18 protein-coding genes and 2 pseudogenes are annotated in these 22,403 nt (G+C 70.2%); 13 read left to right on the top strand and 7 right to left on the bottom strand.

What is annotated here, in order from left to right; genetic code table 11:
- Positions 1-10: 10 nt before the first annotated feature.
- Positions 11-2,110, bottom strand: a complete 2,100-nt coding sequence (gene tkt / locus H2Q94_RS20705) for a transketolase (protein ID WP_243788861.1) — start codon at positions 2,108-2,110, stop codon at positions 11-13.
- Between the two features lie 674 nt (positions 2,111-2,784).
- On the opposite strand from tkt, the gene H2Q94_RS20700 reads away from it, so the two are divergent.
- Positions 2,785-3,729, top strand: coding sequence for a heme o synthase (locus H2Q94_RS20700; RefSeq protein ID WP_243788860.1), 945 nt, complete (start codon positions 2,785-2,787; stop codon positions 3,727-3,729).
- A gap of 96 nt (positions 3,730-3,825) precedes the next feature.
- Positions 3,826-4,818: a DUF2157 domain-containing protein gene (locus tag H2Q94_RS20695; RefSeq protein ID WP_243788859.1), complete on the top strand. Its 993-nt coding sequence runs from the start codon at positions 3,826-3,828 to the stop codon at positions 4,816-4,818.
- Between the two features lie 299 nt (positions 4,819-5,117).
- On the opposite strand, the pseudogene H2Q94_RS20690 reads toward H2Q94_RS20695, so the two are convergent.
- A pseudogene (locus H2Q94_RS20690) lies at positions 5,118-6,084 on the bottom strand (quinone oxidoreductase family protein).
- A gap of 134 nt (positions 6,085-6,218) precedes the next feature.
- Here H2Q94_RS20690 and H2Q94_RS20685 point away from each other — a divergent pair.
- The 4 genes and pseudogenes from H2Q94_RS20685 to H2Q94_RS20670 all read left to right on the top strand — a co-directional run bounded on the left by H2Q94_RS20685 (position 6,219) and on the right by H2Q94_RS20670 (position 9,478).
- Positions 6,219-6,536, top strand: coding sequence for a hypothetical protein (locus tag H2Q94_RS20685; protein WP_243788858.1), 318 nt, complete (start codon positions 6,219-6,221; stop codon positions 6,534-6,536).
- Complete coding sequence (locus tag H2Q94_RS20680) at positions 6,533-7,414, top strand: ATP-grasp domain-containing protein (protein ID WP_243788857.1); 882 nt, start codon at positions 6,533-6,535, stop codon at positions 7,412-7,414. The genes H2Q94_RS20685 and H2Q94_RS20680 overlap by 4 nt, the downstream gene beginning before the upstream one ends.
- A gap of 113 nt (positions 7,415-7,527) precedes the next feature.
- Positions 7,528-8,022: a GbsR/MarR family transcriptional regulator gene (locus tag H2Q94_RS20675; protein WP_243788856.1), complete on the top strand. Its 495-nt coding sequence runs from the start codon at positions 7,528-7,530 to the stop codon at positions 8,020-8,022.
- 293 nt (positions 8,023-8,315) lie between these two features.
- A pseudogene (locus tag H2Q94_RS20670) lies at positions 8,316-9,478 on the top strand (IS30 family transposase).
- A gap of 159 nt (positions 9,479-9,637) precedes the next feature.
- Here the strand turns inward: H2Q94_RS20670 and H2Q94_RS20665 are convergent.
- The 5 genes from H2Q94_RS20665 to mptB form a co-directional block, all read right to left on the bottom strand.
- A complete protein-coding gene (locus H2Q94_RS20665; protein WP_243788855.1) occupies positions 9,638-10,597 on the bottom strand; it encodes a COX15/CtaA family protein in 960 nt (319 codons plus the stop codon).
- 55 nt (positions 10,598-10,652) lie between these two features.
- On the bottom strand, positions 10,653-11,543 hold the full coding sequence (locus tag H2Q94_RS20660) for an SCO6745 family protein (protein ID WP_243788854.1): 891 nt from the start codon (positions 11,541-11,543) through the stop codon (positions 10,653-10,655).
- A gap of 272 nt (positions 11,544-11,815) precedes the next feature.
- A complete protein-coding gene (locus H2Q94_RS20655; RefSeq protein ID WP_243795813.1) occupies positions 11,816-12,538 on the bottom strand; it encodes an ABC transporter permease in 723 nt (240 codons plus the stop codon).
- A 164-nt stretch (positions 12,539-12,702) separates the two neighbouring features.
- A complete protein-coding gene (locus H2Q94_RS20650; protein WP_397545488.1) occupies positions 12,703-13,608 on the bottom strand; it encodes an ABC transporter ATP-binding protein in 906 nt (301 codons plus the stop codon).
- Positions 13,609-13,685: 77 nt separating this feature from the next.
- Positions 13,686-15,449, bottom strand: coding sequence for a polyprenol phosphomannose-dependent alpha 1,6 mannosyltransferase MptB (mptB, locus tag H2Q94_RS20645; protein ID WP_243788852.1), 1,764 nt, complete (start codon positions 15,447-15,449; stop codon positions 13,686-13,688).
- A gap of 130 nt (positions 15,450-15,579) precedes the next feature.
- Here mptB and H2Q94_RS20640 point away from each other — a divergent pair, with 130 nt between their 5' ends.
- The 7 genes from H2Q94_RS20640 to H2Q94_RS20610 all read left to right on the top strand — a co-directional run bounded on the left by H2Q94_RS20640 (position 15,580) and on the right by H2Q94_RS20610 (position 22,131).
- A complete protein-coding gene (locus tag H2Q94_RS20640; protein WP_243788851.1) occupies positions 15,580-16,434 on the top strand; it encodes a helix-turn-helix transcriptional regulator in 855 nt (284 codons plus the stop codon).
- The gene (gene sufB / locus H2Q94_RS20635; protein WP_243788850.1) at positions 16,431-17,894 is read left to right on the top strand and encodes a Fe-S cluster assembly protein SufB; all 1,464 of its coding nucleotides are present in this window, start codon (positions 16,431-16,433) and stop codon (positions 17,892-17,894) included. The genes H2Q94_RS20640 and sufB overlap by 4 nt, the downstream gene beginning before the upstream one ends.
- A gap of 66 nt (positions 17,895-17,960) precedes the next feature.
- Entirely contained in the window at positions 17,961-19,085 is a 1,125-nt protein-coding gene (sufD, locus tag H2Q94_RS20630; RefSeq protein WP_243788849.1) for a Fe-S cluster assembly protein SufD, read from the top strand.
- A gap of 51 nt (positions 19,086-19,136) precedes the next feature.
- On the top strand, positions 19,137-19,910 hold the full coding sequence (gene sufC / locus H2Q94_RS20625; protein WP_243788848.1) for a Fe-S cluster assembly ATPase SufC: 774 nt from the start codon (positions 19,137-19,139) through the stop codon (positions 19,908-19,910).
- The gene (locus H2Q94_RS20620) at positions 19,907-21,208 is read left to right on the top strand and encodes a cysteine desulfurase (RefSeq protein WP_243788847.1); all 1,302 of its coding nucleotides are present in this window, start codon (positions 19,907-19,909) and stop codon (positions 21,206-21,208) included. The genes sufC and H2Q94_RS20620 overlap by 4 nt, the downstream gene beginning before the upstream one ends.
- Positions 21,209-21,226: 18 nt before the next feature.
- On the top strand, positions 21,227-21,688 hold the full coding sequence (sufU, locus tag H2Q94_RS20615) for a Fe-S cluster assembly sulfur transfer protein SufU (protein WP_243788846.1): 462 nt from the start codon (positions 21,227-21,229) through the stop codon (positions 21,686-21,688).
- Positions 21,685-22,131: a metal-sulfur cluster assembly factor gene (locus H2Q94_RS20610; RefSeq protein WP_243788845.1), complete on the top strand. Its 447-nt coding sequence runs from the start codon at positions 21,685-21,687 to the stop codon at positions 22,129-22,131. Before sufU ends, H2Q94_RS20610 begins: the two co-directional genes overlap by 4 nt.
- The last annotated feature ends 272 nt before the right edge of the window (positions 22,132-22,403 follow it).

Genomic DNA, 22,403 nt, shown 5'->3' with positions numbered 1-22,403 from the left:
ATACCTCCACTCACGCGTGGGAGCGCGCGTTCTCCAGGCTTCGCCGCGCGGCATCGACGACCGCGTCGGTGGTGAAGCCGAACTTCTCGAACAGGGTCTTGTAGTCCGCCGACGCACCGAAGTGCTCGATCGAGACGTTCTCGCCGAGGTCACCGGTGAACCGGTGCCAGGACTGGGCGATCCCGGCCTCGACGGAGACGCGGGCGCGCACCGACGGGGGCAGCACCTGCTCGCGGTAGGCCTTGCCCTGCCGGTCGAACCACTCGACGCACGGCATCGACACCACACGAGTGGCAACGCCGTCGGCCTCCAGGATCTTCCTGGCCTCAACGGCCAGCTGGACCTCGGAACCCGTGGCGATGATCACCAGCTCCGGCGTGCCGGAGGACGCCTCGGCCAGCACGTAGCCGCCCTTGGCGACACCCTCGGAGTCGGTGCCCTCCAGCGTCGGCACGCCCTGGCGGGTTAGCGCCAGACCGGCGGGGGCGGTGGTGTCCTCCAGCACGGCCTTCCACGCGAACGAGGTCTCGTTCGCGTCCGCCGGGCGGACCACGGACAGGCCGGGGATGGCGCGCAGCGAGGACAGCTGCTCGATCGGCTGGTGCGTCGGGCCGTCCTCGCCCAGGCCGATCGAGTCGTGCGTCCACACGTAGATCGTCGGGGCCTTCATCAGCGCCGCGAGCCGCACCGCGGGCCGCATGTAGTCGCTGAAGATCAGGAAGGTGCCGCCGTAGGGGCGGGTGCCGCCGTGCAGCGCGATGCCGTTGAGGATCGAGCCCATGGCGTGCTCGCGAACGCCGAAGTGCAGCGTCCGGCCGTACGGCTGGGCCTTCCACGAGTTGGTGGAGATGTGCGCGGGGCCGAACGAGTCGACGCCCTTCATGGTGGTGTTGTTGCTCTCCGCCAGGTCGGCGGAACCGCCCCACAGCTCCGGCAGCACGTCGGCCAGCGCGGCCAGCACCTCACCGGAGGCCTTGCGGGTCGCGATGCCCTTGCCGTCGGCCTCCCACGTCGGCAGCTTCTCGTGCCAGCCGGCGGGCAGCTCGCGGACGCGGATGCGCTCCAGCAGCGCCTTGCGCTCCGGGTTCGCCGCGGCCCACTTGTCGTAGCGCTCCTGCCACTCGGCGTGCGCGGCCTGGCCGCGGTCGACGGCCTTGCGGGCGTGCGCGAGGACCTCGTCGGAGACCTCGAAGGTCTGCTCCGGGTCGAAGCCCAGCGCCTTCTTGATCTCGGAGACCTCGTCGCCGCCCAGCGCGGCGCCGTGCGCCTTGCCGGTGTTCATCTTGGTCGGCGCCGGGTAGCCGATCACCGTGCGCAGCACGATCAGCGTCGGCTGCTCGGGCTTGCCCTTGGCCGCGTCCAGCGCGTCGAGGATGCTGGACACGTCCTCGCCGCCGTCGACGGTCACCACGTGCCAGCCGTAGGCCTCGTAGCGCTTCGCGGTGTCCTCGGACAGCGCGATCTTGGTGTCGTCCTCGATGGAGATCTCGTTCGCGTCGTAGATCACCGTGAGGTTGCCCAGCTGCTGAGTGCCCGCCAGCGACGAAGCTTCGGAGGTGACGCCCTCCTCGATGTCGCCGTCGGAGGCGATCACGTAGATCTGGTGGTCGAACAGGCTCTCGCCCGGCGCCGACTCCGGATCCAGCAGACCGCGCTCGCGGCGGGCGGCGATGGCCATGCCGACGCCGTTGGCGAGACCCTGGCCCAGCGGGCCGGTGGTGGTCTCGATGCCGGGCGTGTGCCAGTACTCCGGGTGACCGGGGGTCTTGGAGTCCCAGGTGCGCAGCGCCTTGATGTCGTCCAGCTCCAGCCCGTACCCGGACAGGAACAGCTGGAGGTACAGCGTCAGGCTGGAGTGGCCCGCGGACAGCACGAAGCGGTCCCGGCCGATCCAGTCGGCGTCGGTGGGGTCGTGCCGCATGACGCGCTGGAACAGTGCGTAGGCGGCGGGGGCCAGGCTCATGGCGGTGCCTGGGTGCCCGCTGCCGCATTTCTCGACCGCGTCGGCGGCCAGCACCCGGACCGTGTCCACGGCGCGCTGGTCCAACTCGGTCCAGTCTGCGGGCAGTCGCTTGGTGGTCAAGCGGGCAAGATCGTCGGTGACGGACACGGACGCAGCTCCAAGTTTCAATCGAAGCGGTCCTTGCGGCTCCGGCGCGTCGCCCGCTGACCCGGACCGATTCGGACCGCAGTTATCCCTCGTCCAGCGGGCAGCCTAGTCGTGTCCCCGTGGGCACGCGGCGGCCCGCCTGAATTGATGCGGTCCCCCACCGGGGTGAGAGGATCGCGGGTCAGCCCGCCATCGGCGGCGGTGACCCCTCGCCGTTCGCGCATCGCGCCGCGGATCGCCGTCCGCGCAGCTCGTCGGCACCTGCTCGCACCCTCGTTCCCGGTGCTGCGGCACCGGCCGGGCAGCTGCCCGGCGCAGAGCCGTGCGCTGCGGTTCTCGCCGCGCGTGCGGCGAACCCCAACCGGAACAACGCCGTGCTGCGGACCTTCGTTCCCTGCACTGCGTGTCCGATGGCTCACCCCACGGTACCGGCGGGGCCGCGGCTCGGACACCACGCGGACGCAGGCCTGGGCAGGGACCCCTGCGGGCGGCCGTGGGGCGTAGCGCGCCTACTATTCATGAGCGGTCGGCCACCGTCGTTGCGGCCGGTCACCTGAGCTGACTAGGAGTCCCATGCCTTCGGTGCGCTTCGCTTCGGGCGGACACCCCGGCGCGGTCCCGGCCGCGCTCCCCGACGGTGCGATGCTCGGTGGCCCCCGAGCGGGAGCGGTCTCGTGACCACCGCCGAGACCGCCACGACAGAGCCCACGCGGTACGCGAAGCGTCCCGGCGAGCTGCTCAAGGCCTACCTCGGGCTGCTCAAGCCGCGCGTCATCGAACTGCTGCTGGTGACGACGATCCCGGCGATGCTGCTGGCCGAACGCGGCATCCCGTCGCCGTGGCTGGTGCTGTCCACGCTCATCGGCGGCACCATGGCCGCCGGCAGCGCGAACGCGCTCAACTGCGTGGCCGACGCCGACATCGACCAGGTCATGCAGCGCACCCGCGCTCGGCCGCTGGTGCGCCACTCCGTCTCCAACCGGCACGCGCTGATCTTCGGGATCGCGCTGGGCCTGGGGTCGTTCGGGTTCCTGTGGGCCACCACGAACCTGCTGGCGGCGGTGCTCGCGGTCGCCACGATCCTGTTCTACGTCCTGATCTACACCCTGGTGCTCAAGCGCCGCACCGCGCAGAACATCGTCTGGGGCGGGGCCGCCGGGTGCATGCCGGTCGTGATCGGCTGGGCCGGGGTGACCGGGCGGGTGGATTGGCCCGCGCTGGTCATGTTCGGGATCATCTTCTTCTGGACGCCGCCGCACACCTGGGCGCTGGCGGTGAAGTACAAGGCGGACTACGAGCGCGCAGGCGTGCCGATGCTGCCCGTCGTCGCCGAACCGTCCTACGTGTCCAGGCAGATCGTCGCCTACAGCTGGCTGATGGTGCTGTGGACGCTGCTGCTCGCTCCGGCCACCGGCTGGCTGTACACGGTGTTCGCCGTGGCCTCCGGAGCCTGGTTCCTGTGGCTGGCGCACCGCTTGCACTCCGCGACCAAGCGCGGCGAGCCGACGAAGCCGATGCGGCTGTTCCACATGTCCAACACGTACCTGATGATCGTGTGCGTGGCGCTCGCGGTGGACTCCGCGCTCGGCCTGCCGATCCTCGGCTGGCCCTGGATGTGACAACCCGGCGTCGTGCCCGTTCCGTCCCCGACGTGTGAGTGCGCCCGACCGTTTCCGTGAGACGGTGGGTGAAGATCACGGACGGAAGGATGGACGATGAGTGCGGAACTGCCCCCGCGGCAGCGGCGGGCATTGGAACGCCTCGTGGAGCGCGGCACGCTCACCGCCGAGCAGAGCGAAGCGGTGCGGGCCGAGCTGACGACCGAAACCGCCCCGCAGCGACCCGGCGGCCTCTGGGAAGTGCTCGGGTACGCGGGCGGCGCCCTGGTGCTGGGCGGAGCCTCGCTGCTGCTCGGGATGTCATGGGAGGACCTCTCCCAAGCCGCTCGGGTGGGGCTGCTGGCGGCCGCCACCGCGCTGCTCGTCGCGGCCGGGATCTTCATCGCCGGTTCGCCGCGCGCCGTGCGTGAGCTCGCCGCCGCCGAACCCTCCCGGCGCAGCCGCATCGTGGCCGTGTTGTTCGCGCTCGCCTCCGGGACCACGGCGATGGCCGTCGGCTCCGGGCTGGACCACTACGGGTCGCCGCACGTGTCGATGCTCGCCACCGGCGCGGGCGTGCTCGTGGCAGGCGCCGCCTGCGCGGTGCTGCCATCGGTGCCGGGATTGCTGGCGACCGGCGCCTTCGCCTGCGGATTCGTGTTGTCGGTCCCCGGCGAATGGTTCGGTGCCGAGCAGATCCACGAAATGGTGCTGCTGATCGCGCTCGGTGCGGCGTGGGCGGCGCTGAGCGCGAGCGGAGTGCTCGAACGGCCCTCCCGGGACCGCGCGGGCCGGATTCGCCGCGAGGTCGGCTACGGGATCGCCGCGGCCACCGCGCTGTTCGGTGCCCAGTGGACCGTCGTCGGCCACCAGTCGTGGAGCTACGCCACGACGTTCGTGCTGGCAGTGCTGTGCTTCGCGGCGTTCCTGCGGCTGCGCTCCACCGTGCTGCTGGTGTTCGGCGTGATCGGAGTGACGGTCGCCGTGCCCGAAGCCCTCTACCACTGGACCGGGGGAGCGCTGGGCGGTCCGTTGATCGTCCTGCTCGTGGGTGCGGTGCTACTGGCGACCGGCGGCTTCGGCTTGCGTCTGCGTAGTCGGCTTGGTTGATCGTTCCGGGGGTCGTTTTGCTTTGGTGGTCGGGTAGCGGAACCTCAGTTGGTCTCTCGCTGCGGGATCTTTTTCCCTAGTGGCTCCGCCCGAGGGAAAAAGCTGTCCTCGCGAGAGACCAACTGAGAACCCGCCGGTGGTCGTTTTTTGGACGTGGGCTATGCGCTTCGCGCATACAGGCACGGCTTCGCCGCGAGGACTCGGCTTCGCCGTAAGGACTCGGCTTCGCCGCCCTTCTTGGACTTTGCCGCCGGGATGCGCGGGTTTGTCGTTGACGGGCGGCGGAGCGTTGCCGTTGGTCAGGGGAGTAGCAGGAGTTTTCCGGTGCTGCGGCGGCCTTCCAGGTCTTCGTGGGCCTGGCGGGCCTGGTCGAGCGGGTAGGTGCCGCCGATTCGGACGTTGAGCTTGTTCGACTGGATCGCGTCGAAGATCTCGCCCGCTCGCCAGTTCAGCTCTTCGCGGTTCAGGATGTGGTGGGCCAGCGACGGGCGGGTGAGGAACACCGAGCCCGCCGAGTTCAGCCGCTGCGGGTCGACCGGCGGCACCGGGCCGCTGGAAGCGCCGAACAGCGCGAGCGTGCCGCGCGGGCGCAGCACCGAGAGGCTGCCGTCGAAGGTGTCCTTGCCGACGCCGTCGTAGGCCACGTCCACGCCCCGGCCGTCGGTGAGGTCGCGGACCTCCTCGGCCACGTCCACCTCGGTGTAGCGGATGATCTCGTCCGCTCCGGTGGCGCGGGCCAGCTCCCCTTCTCCGCGGTGGACACGGTGCCGATCACGTTGCCGCCGCGCGCCTTGATCAGCTGGGTGAGCAGCAGCCCGACGCCGCCCGCCGCCGCGTGCACCAGCGCGGTCTCGCCCGCTCGCACGGGGTGGGTGGAGGCGACGAGGAAGTGCGCGGTCATGCCCTGCAGCATCGCCGCGGCCGCCGTCCGATCCTCGACGCCTTCGGGACGCGCACCGCGTTGCGCGCCGGAACCACGGCGTGTTCGGCGTAGCCGCCGGGCGACATGGCCCAAGCGATCCGATCGCCGGGGGAGAACTCGGTGACGTCCGGGCCGACCTCGCGAACCGTGCCCGCGCCCTCCACGCCGGGGGTGAACGGCAGCGGCACCGTGTACAGCCCGCTGCGCTGGTAGGTGTCGATGAAGTTCACCCCGGCCGCGGCCACCTCCACCAGCAGCTCACCGGACTGCGGCGTCGGCTGGTCGAGCTCGGCGGACTCCAGCACTTCCGGTCCGCCATTGGCCGGTATCCGGATCGCGCGCATGCGTGCCTCCCTGCGTTCGTCGTTCGCGTCGGCGGCGGAACCGCCGATGTTCACTCTCGCAGCCTCGTGGCCGAGAGGTGGCCTGGGTAACGGTTGCACCCCCGCGGTCGGGGTCGTTGTCTAGGATCACCCGCATGGCAGCCGACAAGGACACCGAGCAGACCACCGGCCCCTCGCCGAAGGCGGTCGCCACGGCGAAGGCGTTCGCGCTGGCGCACGGCGGCTCCGCACGGGCCGTCGTGGAGAACATGGGCCAGGCGGGCGCTCGCCTCGTGCTGATCGGCGAGGACGGTTCGCTCGGTGACGTGCTCGTCGCCGACGTCGCCGCGGGCGAGGCCGTCGTCGAAGCCGTCGAGCAGCTCACCGCGGCCGAATGGGACGGCGAGACGACCGCCGCGCTGCAGATCGGCCCGGCGCACCGCCGCAAGATGGCCGGCTCCCGCGCCCGTTGAGGCCCGCCGCACGAGTCCTGCTCGCGAGCTGCGCGGAACTGCCGCGCTCCAACGCCGACGACACCGATCTGCCGGATGTGCTGGCCGAAGCCGGGATCACCGCGTCCTGGGCTCCCTGGGACGATCCGGCGGCGTCGTTCGGCACGGCGGACCTCGTGGTGCTGCGCAGCACCTGGGACTACCCGTGGCGGCGCAAGGAGTTCCTCACCTGGTGCGACTCGGTGCCCGCGTTGGCGAACCCGGCGGGGATCGCGCGCTGGAACACCGACAAGACCTACCTCGCCGACCTCGCCGAGCGCGGTGTCCCGGTCGTGCCGACCGAACTGATCCACCCCGGTGAGCCGCTGCGTTCGCCGTGGCAGGGCGTCGACTTCGTGCTCAAGCCCTCGGTGGGGGCGAGTTCGCGCGGCGCCGCGCGGTTCGCGTCGGGCGAGCTGGACGGCGCCGTCGCGCACCTGGCGGGACTGCACGCCGACGACCAGGTAGTGCTCGTGCAGCCCTACCAGCGCACCGTCGACCGGGATGGGGAGACGGCGCTGGTCTTCCTCGGCGGCACGTACTCGCACGCGTTCGTGAAGGGCGCGATGCTGCCGGATCCGGCAGCGCCGGGCACCGGGCCGGGGGAGCGCTTCGGCGTCGAGCCGGATCCGGCGCTGCGTCGTGCGGCCGAGGACGCGATGGACACCGCCGCCGCGCTGCACGGCCTGCGCCGTGCGGACCTGCTGTACGCGCGGGTCGACGTGGTGCGTGACGAGGACGGGTCGCCGCTGCTGCTCGAACTGGAACTCACCGAGCCGTCGCTCGGCTTCGGCCACGCCGATCCCGGCGCCAAGGCGCGCTTCGCCTCCGCCGTGCGCGCGGCCCTCGCCGCTTCTTGACCGACCTGCGCCGGAGTCCGATCCGGCGTTGCGAGCGTGTCAGGGTGGATTTGCGGCTCTCCGGCGTCTATGTTTTCAGCAACGGTTGAAGTCGATCAGTCGGAGGCACTGAGGTGACCGAGTACGCGCAGCGCACCGATCGTCCCGCGATGTCCGAGTGGATCGAACAGATGGCGGCGCACTTCGAGGCGAGCGAGGGCATGCCGCTGATCGCCGGGCGCATCCTCGCGTTCCTGCTGATCTGCGACCCGCCGGAGCGCACCGCCGCCGAACTCTCCCACGGGCTCAACGCCAGCAGTGGCTCCATCAGCACCAACGTCCGGCTGCTGCTGCGGCTCGGCGTCATCTCCAAGACGACCCGGCAAGGCCGGGAGGCGGCGCTGTACCGCGTCGAGGAACAGCGCTGGCCGGAACTGGTGCGGCACCGGATGCAGCAGGTCACCGGGCTCGAACAGCTCACCGAGGAAGGGCTGCGCATGTTCAGCGGCCAAGGTGAGCGCGCCCGCAGGCTGCGCACCGTGCACGAGTTCTACAAGTGGCTCGCCGGCGAGATGCCGGAGCTCTGGCGCCGCTGGGAACGCGAAGGCCGCCAACGCCACCGCCTCTGACCTCGCCAACGCGAGGTGAATGTCCCCTTCGCCCGGTGCGGGTTCTAGCGGTCCTTGCAACGCCTTGGATTTGAGGGGTTGTGGGGGTCGTGGTTGTTGCGGGGTTGAAGGCGTGGTTTTTCGAGGTGTTGGAGGGTGAAGGGGGCTGTATTGCGGGTGCTGCTCGGGTGGCCGGGGTGGCTCCTGCGACGGCGTTCGGGTGGGCGAAGAGGGCGGGTGTTCGTGGTCGTGGGAAACCGGGCAGGCGTGGGCATCCCGGCCGGGCGGTCTACGACGAGTTGCGTGGGTCCGGGGTGTCGAGGCGGGATGCTGCGGCACGGGTCGGGGTGCATGTGCGCACTGCCGCTGATTGGGATCGGGGGATCCGCAAGATCGGTGATGCCCGGGTGCACCCGGACGGGCACAGGATCGACTACAACACCGCTGTGACTAGTGGATCAGTGTTGTCGTTGGCGGTGGTCGAAGCTGAGCTGCACCCCCGGTTTTTGACGGTGACGGAACGGGAAACGATCGCTGACTTGTGGCGGCAGGGCGAGTCGTTGCGGGCGATCGGGCGTGTTTTGGGCCGGTCGCCCTCCACGGTCAAACGCGAGATCGACAACCGCAGCGTCGCCGGCGAATATCAGCCGCACCGGGCGCAGCGGGCATGGGCCGCCAGCCGCGCACGCCCGAAGGCCTCCAAACTCGCCCAACACGGCCCGTTACGCGACTACGTCACCGCCGGCCTGCAGCAACGATGGTCACCAGAGCAAATCTGTCACGCTCTGGTCACCGAGTTCCCCGACGACGAAGGCATGCGGGTGAGTCCCGAAACGATCTACCAAGCCATCTACATCCAGGCACGAGGCGGGTTACGGCGCGAACTCGCCGACGCGCTGCGCACCGGACGCACCCGCCGCGCACTACACCGCAGCCCCGAACAGCGCACGCCCCGATTCGACGACATGGTGATGATCTCCGAACGCCCACCACAGATCGAAGACCGGGCCGTGCCCGGCCACTGGGAAGGCGACCTGATCGTCGGCACCCGCAACGAAAGCGCGATCGTGACCCTGGTCGAACGCTCCACCCGCTACGTCCTGCTCGGACACCTGCCCGGCAGACACACCGCCGAAGCCGTCCGCGACGTCCTGATCCCCTGATCAAAACCCTGCCCGAACACCTCCGCGGCTCCCTGACCTGGGACCAAGGCTGCGAAATGGCCGCACACAAACAGTTCACCATCACCACCGGAGTCCCGGTCTACTTCTGCGACCCCCACTCACCCTGGCAACGCGGAACGAACGAGAACACCAACGGACTCCTGCGCCAATACTTCCCCAAAGGCACCGACCTCCGCATCCACAGCCCCGAAGACCTCGAACACGTCGCCCAACAACTCAACAACCGACCACGCAAAACACTCGGCTGGCACACCCCAGCCCAACGCCTCCGTGATCTACTCACCACCACATAAACCATCAGGCGTTGCGACCACCACAAGAATCCGCCCGGTGCTACCGGTCGAATGGAGCCGTTGACCTCATCGGCGACCTCAGGTGAATGGTCCGGAAAGACCGGGCTGAGGCGACATTCACCTGGAACGGTTCGATGGAGGTTGAGTCGAGAGCAGGCGTCAGGCAGGGACCGGATCCGCGGCCTCGGCGGCGGGAACTTCGGGGAGCTTGCCGCGATAGCGGGACTCGCCCCACAACAGCGCCGTCACGGCGATCACCAGCGTGGATCCGAGCACGTGCAGCACGACCATCGCCTCGGGCACGCCCAGCAGGTACTGCGCCGAGCCCAGCGCGCCCTGCGCCAGCACCAGCACGCACGCGGCGGTGTACGCCCGCAGCAGCGCCCGCGTCGGCCGCGCGCTGCGCAGCCACACGCCGAACACCGCCAGCAGGCAGACGTACGCCATCACCAGCAGGCCGTGCGCCTGCACCAAGGTCGTGACCGGCACGACGAGCCGGGGAGTCTCGGCGTCACCGGCGTGCGGCCCGGCCGCGGTCACCAGCGTGCCCGCGATCAGCATCGCGGCCGTCACCCCGGTCAGCGCGATCAGCAGCCGCCGCATGTTCTCGGGGATCACCGGAGTCGGGGCCTCGTCACCCTCGCTCGCCGCCTTGAACAGCAAGGCGGCCAGCCAGATCAGCACCGCCGAGGCCATGAAGTGGATCGACACGCTCCACCAGCTCAGATCCACCAGCACGGTGATGCCGCCGATGATCGCCTGCGCGACCACGCCGAGCGGCATGATCAGCGCCAGCCGCACCAGCCGCGGGCGGTGCGGGCGCACCTTCCACGCGGCGATCAGGCAGGCCAGCGCGACGAAGCCGACCAGGCCGGTGAGCGTGCGGTTGCCGAACTCGATCACCTGGTGCAGCCGGGCGACCTCGGGGTGCTCGATGGGCACCATGCTGCCGGGGAAGCACTGCGGCCAAGTGGGGCAGCCGAGACCGGAACCGGTCACCCGGACCACGGAGCCGGTCACCGAGATCAGGGCCTGGGTGATGAGAACGGCGAGCGCGAGCCAGCGCACCAAGCGGTGACTGGCCGCCGGAATCCGGGACAGCAACGACGGCATCGGCACGTGTCGATGGTAGGTGCCGCCCCGGAACGGGCGTGCGCCAGGTCGGGTGCGGCGGCTACTTCCGCGCGCCGCCCGCGAAGGCCGAGCCGGGGAAGGCACCGTTCTGCGCGACCAGCTTGCTCAGCTGCTTGCCGTGCGCGGCGAGGCGCTTCGCGTTCTCGGCGCCGAGATGCGCCCACGGCGCGGCCGCCAGCGCGTCGGTGCGCTGCTCGATGTGCTCCCGCAGCGCCGCGCCCTCGTCGGTGACGGCGCCGTCGGCGTCCACCAGTCCGCGTTCGCGCAGCGCGTCCTGGGCCTGCGCCCATTCCTCGTCGGACCAGCCGCGGCTGGCCTGGGCGAACTGGCGGGACAGGCCCGCTCCGGCGGAGTTCTGCAGCACCAGCGCGTGCAGGCCGCACAGCTCTGCTTCTTGCAGCGCCATCAGGTGCCCGTCGCCGCGGTGTTCGCGCAGCAGCGAGATGGCGTGCCAGAGCACGAGGTGCGGTTCCTGCGGCCACTCCAGGTCGGCGTGCCCGGCGTAGAGCGGGCGGGCCTCGGGGCGGCAGGCTTCGGTGGCGCGGCGGGCCAGCGCGGCGGCCTCGGCGAGCTCGTCGGAGGCGATGGCCTGCTCGCCGAGCAGCTTGCGCAGCGCGGTGTCGGCGGCGCGGAAGCGGGTTTCGATGACCGCGGCGGGGTCGGCGATGGACCACGCGTGCGGAATCACGTCGGCGATGATCCGCGGGTTGAAGTTGTAGAAGGTGGCCGCCACGACTCCGGCGCCGACGGCGCCCATCGGTGCGGCGCGGCCCGCGAAGTAGCGCATGGGGCGCGTGTCGAGTCCCAGCTCGGCGAACGCTTCGTCGGCGTCCGGGCTGAAGTAGATCAGTGCGTGCAGCGCTTCGAGCGACTTGTGGCAGGGGCGGGCCAGTTCGGCACCGGGCGTCACATCGGTGTGCGGCTCTGTCATGCCACCCACCCTACTTCCGGTAACCGTCAGGTTCGCTAATGAGTTCTTGTCAGATGGTCTGCGCAGCGGGGGCGGGGTGCGGAACCTCTGCGCCCCTTGCCGGTGCGGTCGTGATTCTCAAGTAGCGGCTCTGGAATCGCCCTCCTTGCGAGGAAGCCGCTGAGAGCCCGCCGACGGTCGGCCGGTTCAGGCCGAGACCGCTCATCGGGTCCGCCAAGAAAACGACCACAAGATCACTCCGCGCTGCCCACTGCGGCGGCGCGCTGCTCAGATCAGGTGAGGCGGGTCGTGCGGACCGCCAGCGAACCCGCCGCGGCCGCCCACAGCAGCAGCACCAGCACCGGTTGCCAGCCGGGTAGCGCCGCGTGCTCCAGGGTCGTCTCCAGCGCGGTCGCCAGCGCACCCGAGGGCAGCAGTTCGGCGGCCACGGCGACCGGACCGGGCAGATCACCGACCGGCAGCGCCAAGCCACCGGCCAGCAGCAGCACGAACCAGATCGCGTTCGCCACCGCCAGCACGATCTCCGCCCGGAACGCCCCGCCGACGAGCACTCCGGCCGCGCCGAACGCGATCGTGCCCAGCACCAGCACCGGGAGCGCGGCCAGCACGCCGAGCGGGTTCGGCGTCCAGCCCAGCAGCGCCGCGGTGATCCCCAGCAGCACGGCCTGCAACGCCACCACCAGCAGCGTCGCCAGCACCCGGCCGCTGATCAGCGTCCAGCGCGGCAGCGCCGTCGCCGAGAGCCGCTTGAGCACGCCGTAGCGGCGGTCGAAGCCGAGCGCGATGGCCTGCCCGGTGAACGCGGTGGACATCACCGCCAGCGCGAGGATCCGCGGCGCCACCGAGTCGACCCGCGGCTCCGGCACCGTGCCGATGTGCAGCGTGCTCAGCCCGATCAGCAGCGCCAGCGGAATGATCAGCGTGAGCAGTGCCTGCTCGCCGTGGCGGATGATGAGCAGCGCCTCGATGCGGGTGTGCGCGGCCAGCATCCGCAGCGCACGGCCCCGGCCGGGCGCGGGCGTGAACGTGCCCGCGGGAAACCGCCCCTCGGGGCGAGCACCCGGTCGCGGGCCGTCGCCGGCGCCCGATGGATCTTGGCGTGCGAGGTCCGGTCCGGCGGTGCCGGTTTCGGTCGCACCTGTGTCTGCGGCGCCACGGTTCACGAGCGCAACTCCCGTCCGGTCAGGTCGAGGAACACGTCCTCCAGGCTGCGCCTGCTCACCCGGAGCTCGTTGGCCAGCACGCCGTGCCGCGCGCACCACGCGGTGACGGCGGAGACCACCTGCGGGTCGATGGTGCCGCGGACCACGTACTGCCCGCGGCGCTGCTCGGTGGCCTCGTAGCCCTCCGGCAGCACGGTCAGCAGCAGGTCGAGGTCCAGCGCGGGTTCGGAGTGGAACTTCAGCTCCTGCCTGCCCTGCGAGTCGGCGGTGAGCTCGGCAGTGGTGCCGTCGGCGACGGCTCTGCCGTGGTCGACGATGACGACCCGGTCGGCGAGCGCCTCGGCCTCGTCCATCAGGTGCGTGGTCAGCAGCACGCCGACGCCGTCCCGGCGCAGCGCGGCGACCAGATCCCACACCAGGTGCCGGGCCTGCGGATCCAGTCCGGCGGTCGGTTCGTCGAGGAACACCAGCTCAGGGCGCCCGACCAGCGCGCACGCCAGCGACAACCGCTGCTGCTGCCCGCCGGAGAGCCGCTTGTACGGGGTGCGTCCGGCGGAGGCGAGCCCGAGCGTGTCCAGCAGCCAGCGCGGGTCGATCGGGTCGGCGGAGCAGGCCGCGATGAGGTCCAGCATCTCGGCCGCGCGCACTCCCGGGTACGCGCCGCCGCCCTGCGGCATGACGCCGATGCGGGGGCGCAGCCGTTCGCCTTGGGTGGCCGGGTCGAGCCCGAGCACGCGCACGGAGCCGCCGTCGGGCCGCTGGAAGCCCTCGCAGATCTCGACGGTGGTGGTCTTGCCCGCGCCGTTGGGGCCGAGCAGAGCGAGCACGCTGCCGCGCGGCATGCGCAGGTCCAGTCCGGCGACGGCCACGGTGTCGCCGAAGCGCTTGGTCAGCCCGCGCACGTCGAGTGCGGTGGCCGGGGCGTCGACCGCCTGGCCGTCCGGGGATGTGCTCGCGGCTTCCTTCACGACGTCCAAGCCTATGACGTGACGTGCTCGCTCTTCCGGGTGGGCAGCTCGCCCTTCCGGGTGGGCAGCAGCGGCGGAACCTTGCCGCGCATGAGCCACAGCAGGATGCCGAAGGCGATCAGCGAGGCGATGACGGCGAACGGGATCTGGTAGGCGCGCAGCAGGAAAGCGGCGCCCGTCGGCGGCACGACCAGCGCGACGATGGAGCAGATCGCGGCCGAGCCCAGCCGGAACCGGTGGTCGTTGGTGGACAGCGACAGCGGCACCACCATCCACAGCAGGTACCAGGGGTGCAGCACCGGGCCGAACACGGCGAGCGTGCCGAGGGTGATGCCCAGCGCGGCCAGCGGCTCGATGCGGCCCTTGAACGACAGCCACAGCAGCCGCAGGCAGACGCCGCCGGTGATGGCGTAGCCGAAGATCTTGGTGATGACCAGCATCGAGTTGGTGTGGTTGCCGAGCCCGAGCAGCATGCCGAGGCCGCCGCCGGTCATGCCGAACGCGGTCATCGGCGCCAGCCAGGTCTTGATCCGGTTCGGCACGTCGTAGGTCTCGATCCAGCCGAGACCCCATCCGCTGGTCACCGTGATGATCGTCATCGTGACGAGCAGCACCACGCCGAGCAGTGCGGCGACGCCGACCAGATCGCGCATTCGACCGCCGCGCCTGCGGGCCACGTAGATGCCGAAGAAGCCGAGCGCGACGAAACCGGGGGGTTTGATCGCGCCGCCGATGCTCAGCAGCACCCCGGCCGCGATCACGCCCAGCGGCTTGCGCCAGCGCAGTCCGAGTTCGATGGCGGCGAGCATGATGCCGACCAGCAGCGCCTCGTTGTGCGCGCCGCTGACCACGTGGAACAGCGTGATCGGGTTGGCCGCCGAGAGCCACAGCGCGGCGACCGGGTGCACGCCGCAGCGCGCGGCCAGCCGCGGGATCGCCCAGATCGCCAGCATCAGCCCGATGATCATCACGACGCGCCACAGCAGCACGCCGAACACCACGTCGTCCCCGATGACCCGGGCGATGTGCTGGCCGAACAGCAGGAACAGCGGGCCGTACGGTGAGGGCGTGTCCCGCCAGATGTTCGGCACGTTCGCGACCAGCGGGTGGTCCACGCCGAGCGCGGTGCCCGGCCCCAGCGAGTACGGGTTGATGCCGAGCGAGGCCACCGCGTTCTGCGCCAGATAGGTGTACATGTCGGTGCTGAACAGCGGCGGGGCGATGGCCAGCGGCAGGCCCCACATCACGACGGTGCGGTCCATCTGGGTGCGGCTGACCATGCGGTCCCGGCCGGGCCAGGACAGCTTGCCCAGCCACAGCCACGCGGTGACGACCATGAGCATGCCGAGCCAGGCGCACGCCATGGCGACGGTGGGGATGCGCGCGGGCAGGCCGAGCAGCCGCACCCCGATCAGCGGGTTGTCGACGGGCGCGGCACCTGCGCCGATCGCGCCGAAGGCCAGCACGAGCGAGCCGGTGGTGCCGAAGCGGCGGACGAGGTCGAGCTGGCGGCGTTCCGGCGCGTCCAGCGGCGCGGGCTGCCGGTCGGCGGGCGTGTCGCCCGCGTAGGCGGTGTCGGTGCTCGGAACAGCGGTGTCCGGCGCGTGCGCGGTCATGTCCGGAGCGCTTTCGGCCGTGCGGGGCGCCGTTTCCGCCTCGCCCGGTTCGCGGTCGCCCGGGGAGCCGTCGGATCCGGCGTCCTCGTGCCGCGCGCCGGATCGCGCGGGGTCGTCCCGTTCGGCTCCGTGCCGCTTGTTCGTTTCGCCTGCACCCACGACGCCGAAGCTTAGGGCAGTCGGTGATCGTGCTGTGCCGCCGTCGCACAACCGCCGGTCGGGGTGATCCGAGTCACGTTGATGGACCTGCGCTCTGGCGTGTCCGACCTAAATAGGTAACATCAGTGTTGTGAAAAACGCCGGAACCTCTTCACCGGCCGCGGCCGCCGACTCGGGTGCCGCGGCACCGGGTGCGGGCGGACCGTCCGGGGACGGGCGCACCCGGCATTCGGTCGCCCGCCTCCTGCTGGAACGCGGGCCGATCACCGCTGCGGCAGTGGCCGAGGAACTCGGGCTCAGTTCCGTCGCGGTGCGCAGGCACCTCGACGCGCTGGTCTCCGAGGGCGAGGCCTACACCAGGGAGTCCTCGGCGCGTCAGCGCAGGGGACGGGGCAGGCCCGCGAAGCTGTTCCTGTTGACCGAGGTCGGCAGGGCCAGGTTCGGGCACGCCTACGACGACCTGGCCGTGGCGGCGTTGCGGTTCATCGCCGAAACCGACGGTGAGCAGGCGGTGCGGGAGTTCGCGCGCAAGCGGATCTCCGCGCTGGTCGCTCACCACCGGGAGGCGCTGGCCGCCGCGCGGACCACGACCGAACGGGCCGAGGTCCTCGCCGGTGCGCTGACACGCGAGGGCTACGCTGCCTCGACGCGCAGCGTGGCCTCCGGTGAGCAGCTCTGCCAGCACCACTGCCCGGTGGCGCACGTCGCTGCGGACTTCCCGCAGCTGTGCGAAGCCGAGACGGAGGCTTTCGCCGAAGTCCTCGGTATCCACGTGCAGCGGTTGGCCACCATCGCCAACGGCGATGCGGCCTGCACTACGCACGTACCGCTCACGCGGTCCGCGCGAACCGCCGCGAACGGCCCGGAGACCGAACAGGTCCTTCCGGCGTCGGCTCCGGCCGCAACCGATCCGGCTGCCTCCGACCGGTCCCAGACCGGTGGGCAGCAGACCGCCCCGATTCATGACGGAGGGGAGTCCGTATGACTGCCGCTGCCGAGCAGCGCACACCCACCACGGTGCCGAACAACTCTGGCCAGCTCAGCCAAGAGGAGACCCTGGCGACCCTGGGCAACTACGAATACGGCTGGTCCGACAAGAACGACGCGGGCGAAGGCGCGCGCCGTGGGATCAACGAGGACGTGGTCCGGGAGATCTCGGCCAAGAAGAACGAGCCGGAGTGGATGCTCGAAGCACGGCTGAAGGCGCTGCGGCTGTTCGAGCGCAAGCCGATGCCGAACTGGGGCGCCGACCTCTCAGGCATCGACTTCGACAACATCAAGTACTTCGTGCGCTCCACCGAGGAGCAGGCCCAGAGCTGGGAGGACCTGCCCGAGGACATCAAGAACACCTACGACCGCCTGGGCATCCCGGAAGCGGAGAAGCAGCGGCTCGTCGCCGGTGTCGCCGCCCAGTACGAGTCCGAGGTGGTCTACCACAAGATCCGCGAGGACCTTGAGGAGAAGGGCGTCCAGTTCCTGGACACCGACACCGCGCTGCGCGAGCACCCGGAGACCTTCAAGGAGTACTTCGGCTCGGTCATCCCGGCCGGGGACAACAAGTTCTCCGCGCTGAACACCGCGACCTGGTCGGGCGGCTCGTTCATCTACGTGCCGAAGGGCGTGCACGTCGACATCCCGCTGCAGGCCTACTTCCGGATCAACACCGAGAACATGGGCCAGTTCGAGCGGACGCTGATCGTCGTCGACGAGGACGCCTACGTCCACTACGTCGAAGGCTGCACCGCCCCGATCTACTCCAGCGACTCGCTGCACTCGGCGGTCGTGGAGATCGTGGTCAAGAAGGGCGCTCGCTGCCGCTACACGACCATCCAGAACTGGTCGAACAACGTCTACAACCTGGTCACCAAGCGGGCCAAGGCCGAAGCGGGCGCGACCATGGAGTGGGTCGACGGCAACCTCGGCTCCAAGGTCACCATGAAGTACCCGTCGGTGTTCCTGATGGGCGAGCACGCCAAGGGCGAAGTGCTCTCGGTGGCGTTCGCCGGTGAGGGCCAGCACCAGGACGCGGGCGCGAAGATGGAGCACATGGCTCCGCACACCTCTTCGACGATCGTCTCCAAGTCGATCGCCCGCGGTGGTGGCCGCACCTCCTACCGGGGTCTGGTGAAGGTCGCCAAGCGCGCCAACCACTCGGCCTCCACGGTCAAGTGCGATGCGCTGCTGGTGGACACCATCAGCCGCTCGGACACATACCCCTACGTCGACGTGCGCGTCGACGACGTGTCCATGGGCCACGAGGCCACGGTCTCCAAGGTCAGCGACGACCAGCTGTTCTACCTGATGCAGCGCGGCCTGACCGAGGACGAGGCCATGGCGATGATCGTGCGCGGCTTCGTCGAGCCGATCGCGCGCGAACTGCCCATGGAGTACGCGCTGGAACTGAACCGCCTGATCGAGCTGCAGATGGAAGGGGCCGTCGGCTGACATGACGAGCACCACTGACACCGCCGACGCCCAGCACGGCCTGACCGAACACTCCCACGGGGAGCTGTGGTTCCGCAGTCGTCCCGCGGCCAGCGCTTCACCTCCTACGACGTCGAGGCCTTCGAGGTCCCCGGCGGTCGCGAGGAGGACTGGCGCTTCACGCCGACGAAGCGGCTCAAGGGCCTGCACGACGGCACCGCGAAGGCCACCGCCTCGCTGAACGTCGAGGTCGAGGCGAGTTCCGACGTGACCGTCGAGACCGTCGGGCGCGACGACGAGCGGCTCGGCAAGGGCGGCGTGCCCGCCGACCGCGTCGCCGCGCAGGCCTGGAGCTCCTTCGAGCAGGCCACCGTCATCACCATCCCGAAGGACGTGCAGCCGGCCGAGCCGGTCAGCGTCGTCGTGCAAGGCCCCGGCGAGGGCGAGACGGCGTTCGGGCACATCCAGATCCGCGCCGAGCGGTTCGCCGAAGCGGTCGTCGTCATCGACTACCGCGGCTCCGGCGTGCTGGGTGAGAACGTCGAGTTCGTCACCGACGACTCCGCCCGGCTGTCGGTCGTGTCCGTGCACGACTGGGCCGACGACGCCACGCAGGTCAGCTCCGAGCACGCCTACTTGGGCCGGGACGCGGTGTTCCGGCACCTGGCGGTGACCCTCGGCGGCGACCTGGTGCGGGTCAACACGACGATCACCTACGGCGACAAGGGCGGCGACGCCGAGCTGCTCGGCCTGTACTTCGCCGACGCCGGTCAGCACCTGGAACACCGGATGCTGGTCGACCACGCGCAGCCGAACTGCCGCAGCAACGTGCTCTACAAGGGCGCGCTGCAGGGCGACGGGGCGCACTCGGTGTGGATCGGCGACGTGCTGATCCGGGCCGCGGCCGAAGGCACCGAGACCTTCGAGCTCAACCGGAACCTGGTGCTCACCGAGGGCGCCCGCGCCGACTCGGTGCCGAACCTGGAGATCGAGACCGGCGAGATCGAGGGTGCCGGCCACGCCAGCGCCACCGGCCGGTTCGACGACGAGCAGCTGTTCTACCTCCAGGCTCGCGGCATTCCGAAGGAACAGGCCCGCCGACTGGTGGTGCGCGGTTTCTTCGGCGAGATCCTGCAGAAGATCACCGTGCCGTCGGTCCGGGAGCGGCTGGAGGCCGCGATCGAGGCCGAGCTGGCCGTCGTCGGCGCCTGACGCCGCCCCTAACTCGCTTTCTTTCCCCAAGTACCAGGAGAACACAGCACAATGGCCACCCTGGAGATCAAGGACCTGCACGGTTCCGTCCTCACCGAAGAGGGCGCCAAGCCGATCCTCAACGGCGTGAACCTCAAGATCGACACCGGTGAGATCCACGCGATCATGGGGCCGAACGGCTCCGGCAAGTCGACCTTGGCCTACGCCATCGCGGGTCACCCCAAGTACCAGATCGACTCCGGTTCGGTCCTGCTCGACGGCGAGGACGTGCTGGAGATGAGCGTGGACGAGCGCGCCCGCGCCGGCCTGTTCCTCGCCATGCAGTACCCGGTCGAGGTGCCCGGCGTGTCCATGTCGAACTTCCTGCGCAGCGCCGCCGGTGCCGTCCGCGGCGAGGCCCCGCAGGTTCGGCACTGGGTCAAGGAGGTCAAGAAGTCGATGACCGACCTCGACATCGACCCGTCCTTCGCCGAGCGCAGCGTCAACGAGGGCTTCTCCGGCGGCGAGAAGAAGCGCCACGAGATCCTGCAGCTCGACCTGCTGGACCCGAAGTTCGCGATCCTCGACGAGACCGACTCCGGTCTGGACGTCGACGCGCTGCGCGTCGTGGCCGAGGGCGTGAACCGCTACAAGGAAAAGGGCGACAAGGGCGTGCTGCTGATCACGCACTACACCCGGATCCTGAACCACATCACGCCGGACCACGTGCACGTGTTCGCCGGCGGCAAGGTCGTCGAGTCCGGCGGGCCGGAACTGGCCGACGAGCTCGAGAAGAACGGCTACGTGCGGTTCACCAGCAAGAAGGAGGCCGTCGCCCAGTCATGACCGCTCAGCCTCTCACCAGTGCCGGTGCGGCCGCGGGGCCGCTGGACGTCGCGGCGATCCGCTCCGACTTCCAGATCCTGGGCCGCACGATCCGCGATGATCGGCGCCTGGTGTATCTGGATTCGGGTGCGACTTCGCAGCGTCCGCGCCAGGTGCTCGACGCGGAGCGATCCTTCTTGGAGACCTCCAACGCGGCGGTGCACCGCGGTGCGCACCAGCTCGCGGAGGAGGCCACGGACGCGTACGAGGACGCCCGCGCCAAGATCGCCCGCTTCATCGGAGCGGGCGTGGACGAGGTGGTGTTCACCAAGAACGCCACCGAGGGCGTCAACCTCGTCGCGTACGCGATGAGCAACGCCGCGACGTCCGGCCCGGAAGCGGAGCGCTTCCGCATCGGGCCGGGCGACGAGGTCGTGGTGACCGAGATGGAGCACCACGCGAACCTCGTTCCGTGGCAGGAGCTGTGCAGGCGCACCGGGGCGACGCTGCGCTGGTTCGGCGTCACCGAGGACGGTCGGCTCGACCTGTCCGACGTGTCCGGCGTGATCAGCGAGCGCGCCAAGGTGGTCGCCGTCGCGCACCAGTCCAACGTGCTCGGCACGGTCAACCCGCTCGACGAGATCGTGGCGCGGGCGCACCAGGTCGGCGCGCTGGTCGTGCTCGACGCGTGCCAGTCCGTGCCGCACTCGCCGGTGGACTTCGCCGAGCTCGACGTGGACTTCGCGGTGTTCTCCGGGCACAAGATGCTCGGCCCCTCCGGGGTCGGGGTGCTCTACGGGCGCAACGAGTTGCTGCGCGCGATGCCGCCGTTCATCACCGGCGGCTCAATGATCGAAATGGTGCACATCGATCGCTCGACGTTCGCCGAGCCGCCGCAGCGGTTCGAGGCGGGCGTGCCGATGACCTCCCAGGTCGTCGGGCTGGGTGCGGCCGTGGACTACCTGTCGGTGGTCGGCATGGAACGCATCGCGGCGCATGAGAAGAAGCTCGCGGCGGCCGCGCTGGAGGAACTGTCGGCGATCGACGGGGTCCGCATCATCGGTCCCGCGAACACCGATGCCCGCGGCGCCACGGTGGCCTTCGTGGTCGACGGCGTGCATCCGCACGACGCCGGTCAGGTGCTGGACAGCCAGGGCGTCGAGGTGCGCGTCGGTCACCACTGCGCGTGGCCGCTGCACCGGACGTTCGGCGTGCCCGCCACGGTGCGCGCGAGCTTCTACCTCTACAACGATCTGGACGAGGTCCGGGCGCTCGGGGAAGCTGTGCGGGAGGCCCAGCGTTTCTTCGGTGTCGGGTGAACGGCTGAAGGACGTGTGATGCAGCTCGAACAGATGTACCAGGAGATCATCCTGGACCACTACCGCAACCCGCACGGGCACGGCCTGCGGGACCCGTTCGACGCGGAGTCCTCGCAGGTCAACCCGGTGTGCGGGGACGAGGTGACGTTGCGCGTCCGGTTGGCGGGCAACGGCCTCGACGCGATCATCGAGGACGTCTCCTACGAGGGGCAGGGCTGTTCGATCAGCCAGGCCTCGATCTCGGTGCTCACCGACCTGGTGGTCGGCAAGCCGGTGAAGGAGGCCATGCAGCGGCAGGCCGCCTTCAGCGAGCTCATGCAGGGCCGTGGCAAGGTGGAGCCCGACGAGGACGTCCTGGAGGACGGCATCGCGTTCGCCGGTGTGGCGCAATACCCGGCACGCGTGAAGTGCGCGTTGCTGGGGTGGATGGCTTTCAAGGACGCCGTTTCGCGCGTCGTCGACGAGGTGGGAGCGTCATGACAGACCAGACCCAGGTGCAGGACGAGGCGGCCGTGCAGGACGAGGCGGCCGCGGGCGAGGCCACTGACGTGGCGCGCGGCGCCGAGAACCTGCCGGAGCCCCCGGCCCCGGCGGCCGAACTCGCCGCGCTCGAAGACGTGGAAGAGGCGCTGCGCGACGTCGTGGATCCCGAGTTGGGGATCAACATCGTCGACCTCGGCCTCGTCTACGACGTCCGCGTCGAGCAGGACAACAGCGCCACGGTGGACATGACGCTGACCTCCGCGGCCTGCCCGCTGACCGACGTGATCGAGGAGCAGGCTCGCTCCGCGCTCACCGGCGGTCCCGGCGGCGGCGTGGTCAGCGACTTCCGCATCAATTGGGTGTGGATGCCGCCGTGGGGTCCGGAGAAGATCACCGAAGAAGGCCGCGAACAACTGCGGGCACTCGGCTTCACGGTCTGATCGTGCTCCTTCGGCTCGCCGTGCTCGGCGGGGCGGGTAGCGGAACCTCAGTGGCCTTCTCGCTGCGGGATCCCATTTCTGAGTCCCCTACTGGGCGAATGGGCCGTCCCCGGGGAAGGCCGCTGAGAACCCGCCGATGGTCGGGCCGCGTTGGTGGTCCCCGCTCAGCGGCCTCGCCGCTGACAAGACAACGGTGAAGTACTTCTCGTGAACGCGTAATCACTGATCGCCCCTGGTTCTGCCAGGGGCGATCAGTGTGTTCGGGGTCGGAT

This window comes from Saccharopolyspora gloriosae (genome assembly GCF_022828475.1).
Lineage (GTDB): Bacteria > Actinomycetota > Actinomycetes > Mycobacteriales > Pseudonocardiaceae > Saccharopolyspora_C > Saccharopolyspora_C gloriosae_A.
This window is presented reverse-complemented; position numbering and strand designations above follow the sequence as displayed.

What these genes read in the sequence shown, in the direction of transcription:
- sufC (WP_243788848.1), top strand. Translation starts at nt 19,137, where the DNA reads ATGGCCACCCTGGAGATCAAGGACCTGCACGGTTCCGTCCTCACCGAA.
- H2Q94_RS20695 (WP_243788859.1), top strand. Translation starts at nt 3,826, where the DNA reads ATGAGTGCGGAACTGCCCCCGCGGCAGCGGCGGGCATTGGAACGCCTC.
- H2Q94_RS20610 (WP_243788845.1), top strand. Translation starts at nt 21,685, where the DNA reads ATGACAGACCAGACCCAGGTGCAGGACGAGGCGGCCGTGCAGGACGAG.
- sufB (WP_243788850.1), top strand. Translation starts at nt 16,431, where the DNA reads ATGACTGCCGCTGCCGAGCAGCGCACACCCACCACGGTGCCGAACAAC.
- H2Q94_RS20620 (WP_243788847.1), top strand. Translation starts at nt 19,907, where the DNA reads ATGACCGCTCAGCCTCTCACCAGTGCCGGTGCGGCCGCGGGGCCGCTG.
- H2Q94_RS20685 (WP_243788858.1), top strand. Translation starts at nt 6,219, where the DNA reads ATGGCAGCCGACAAGGACACCGAGCAGACCACCGGCCCCTCGCCGAAG.
- H2Q94_RS20660 (WP_243788854.1), bottom strand. Translation starts at nt 11,543, where the DNA reads ATGACAGAGCCGCACACCGATGTGACGCCCGGTGCCGAACTGGCCCGC.
- sufU (WP_243788846.1), top strand. Translation starts at nt 21,227, where the DNA reads ATGCAGCTCGAACAGATGTACCAGGAGATCATCCTGGACCACTACCGC.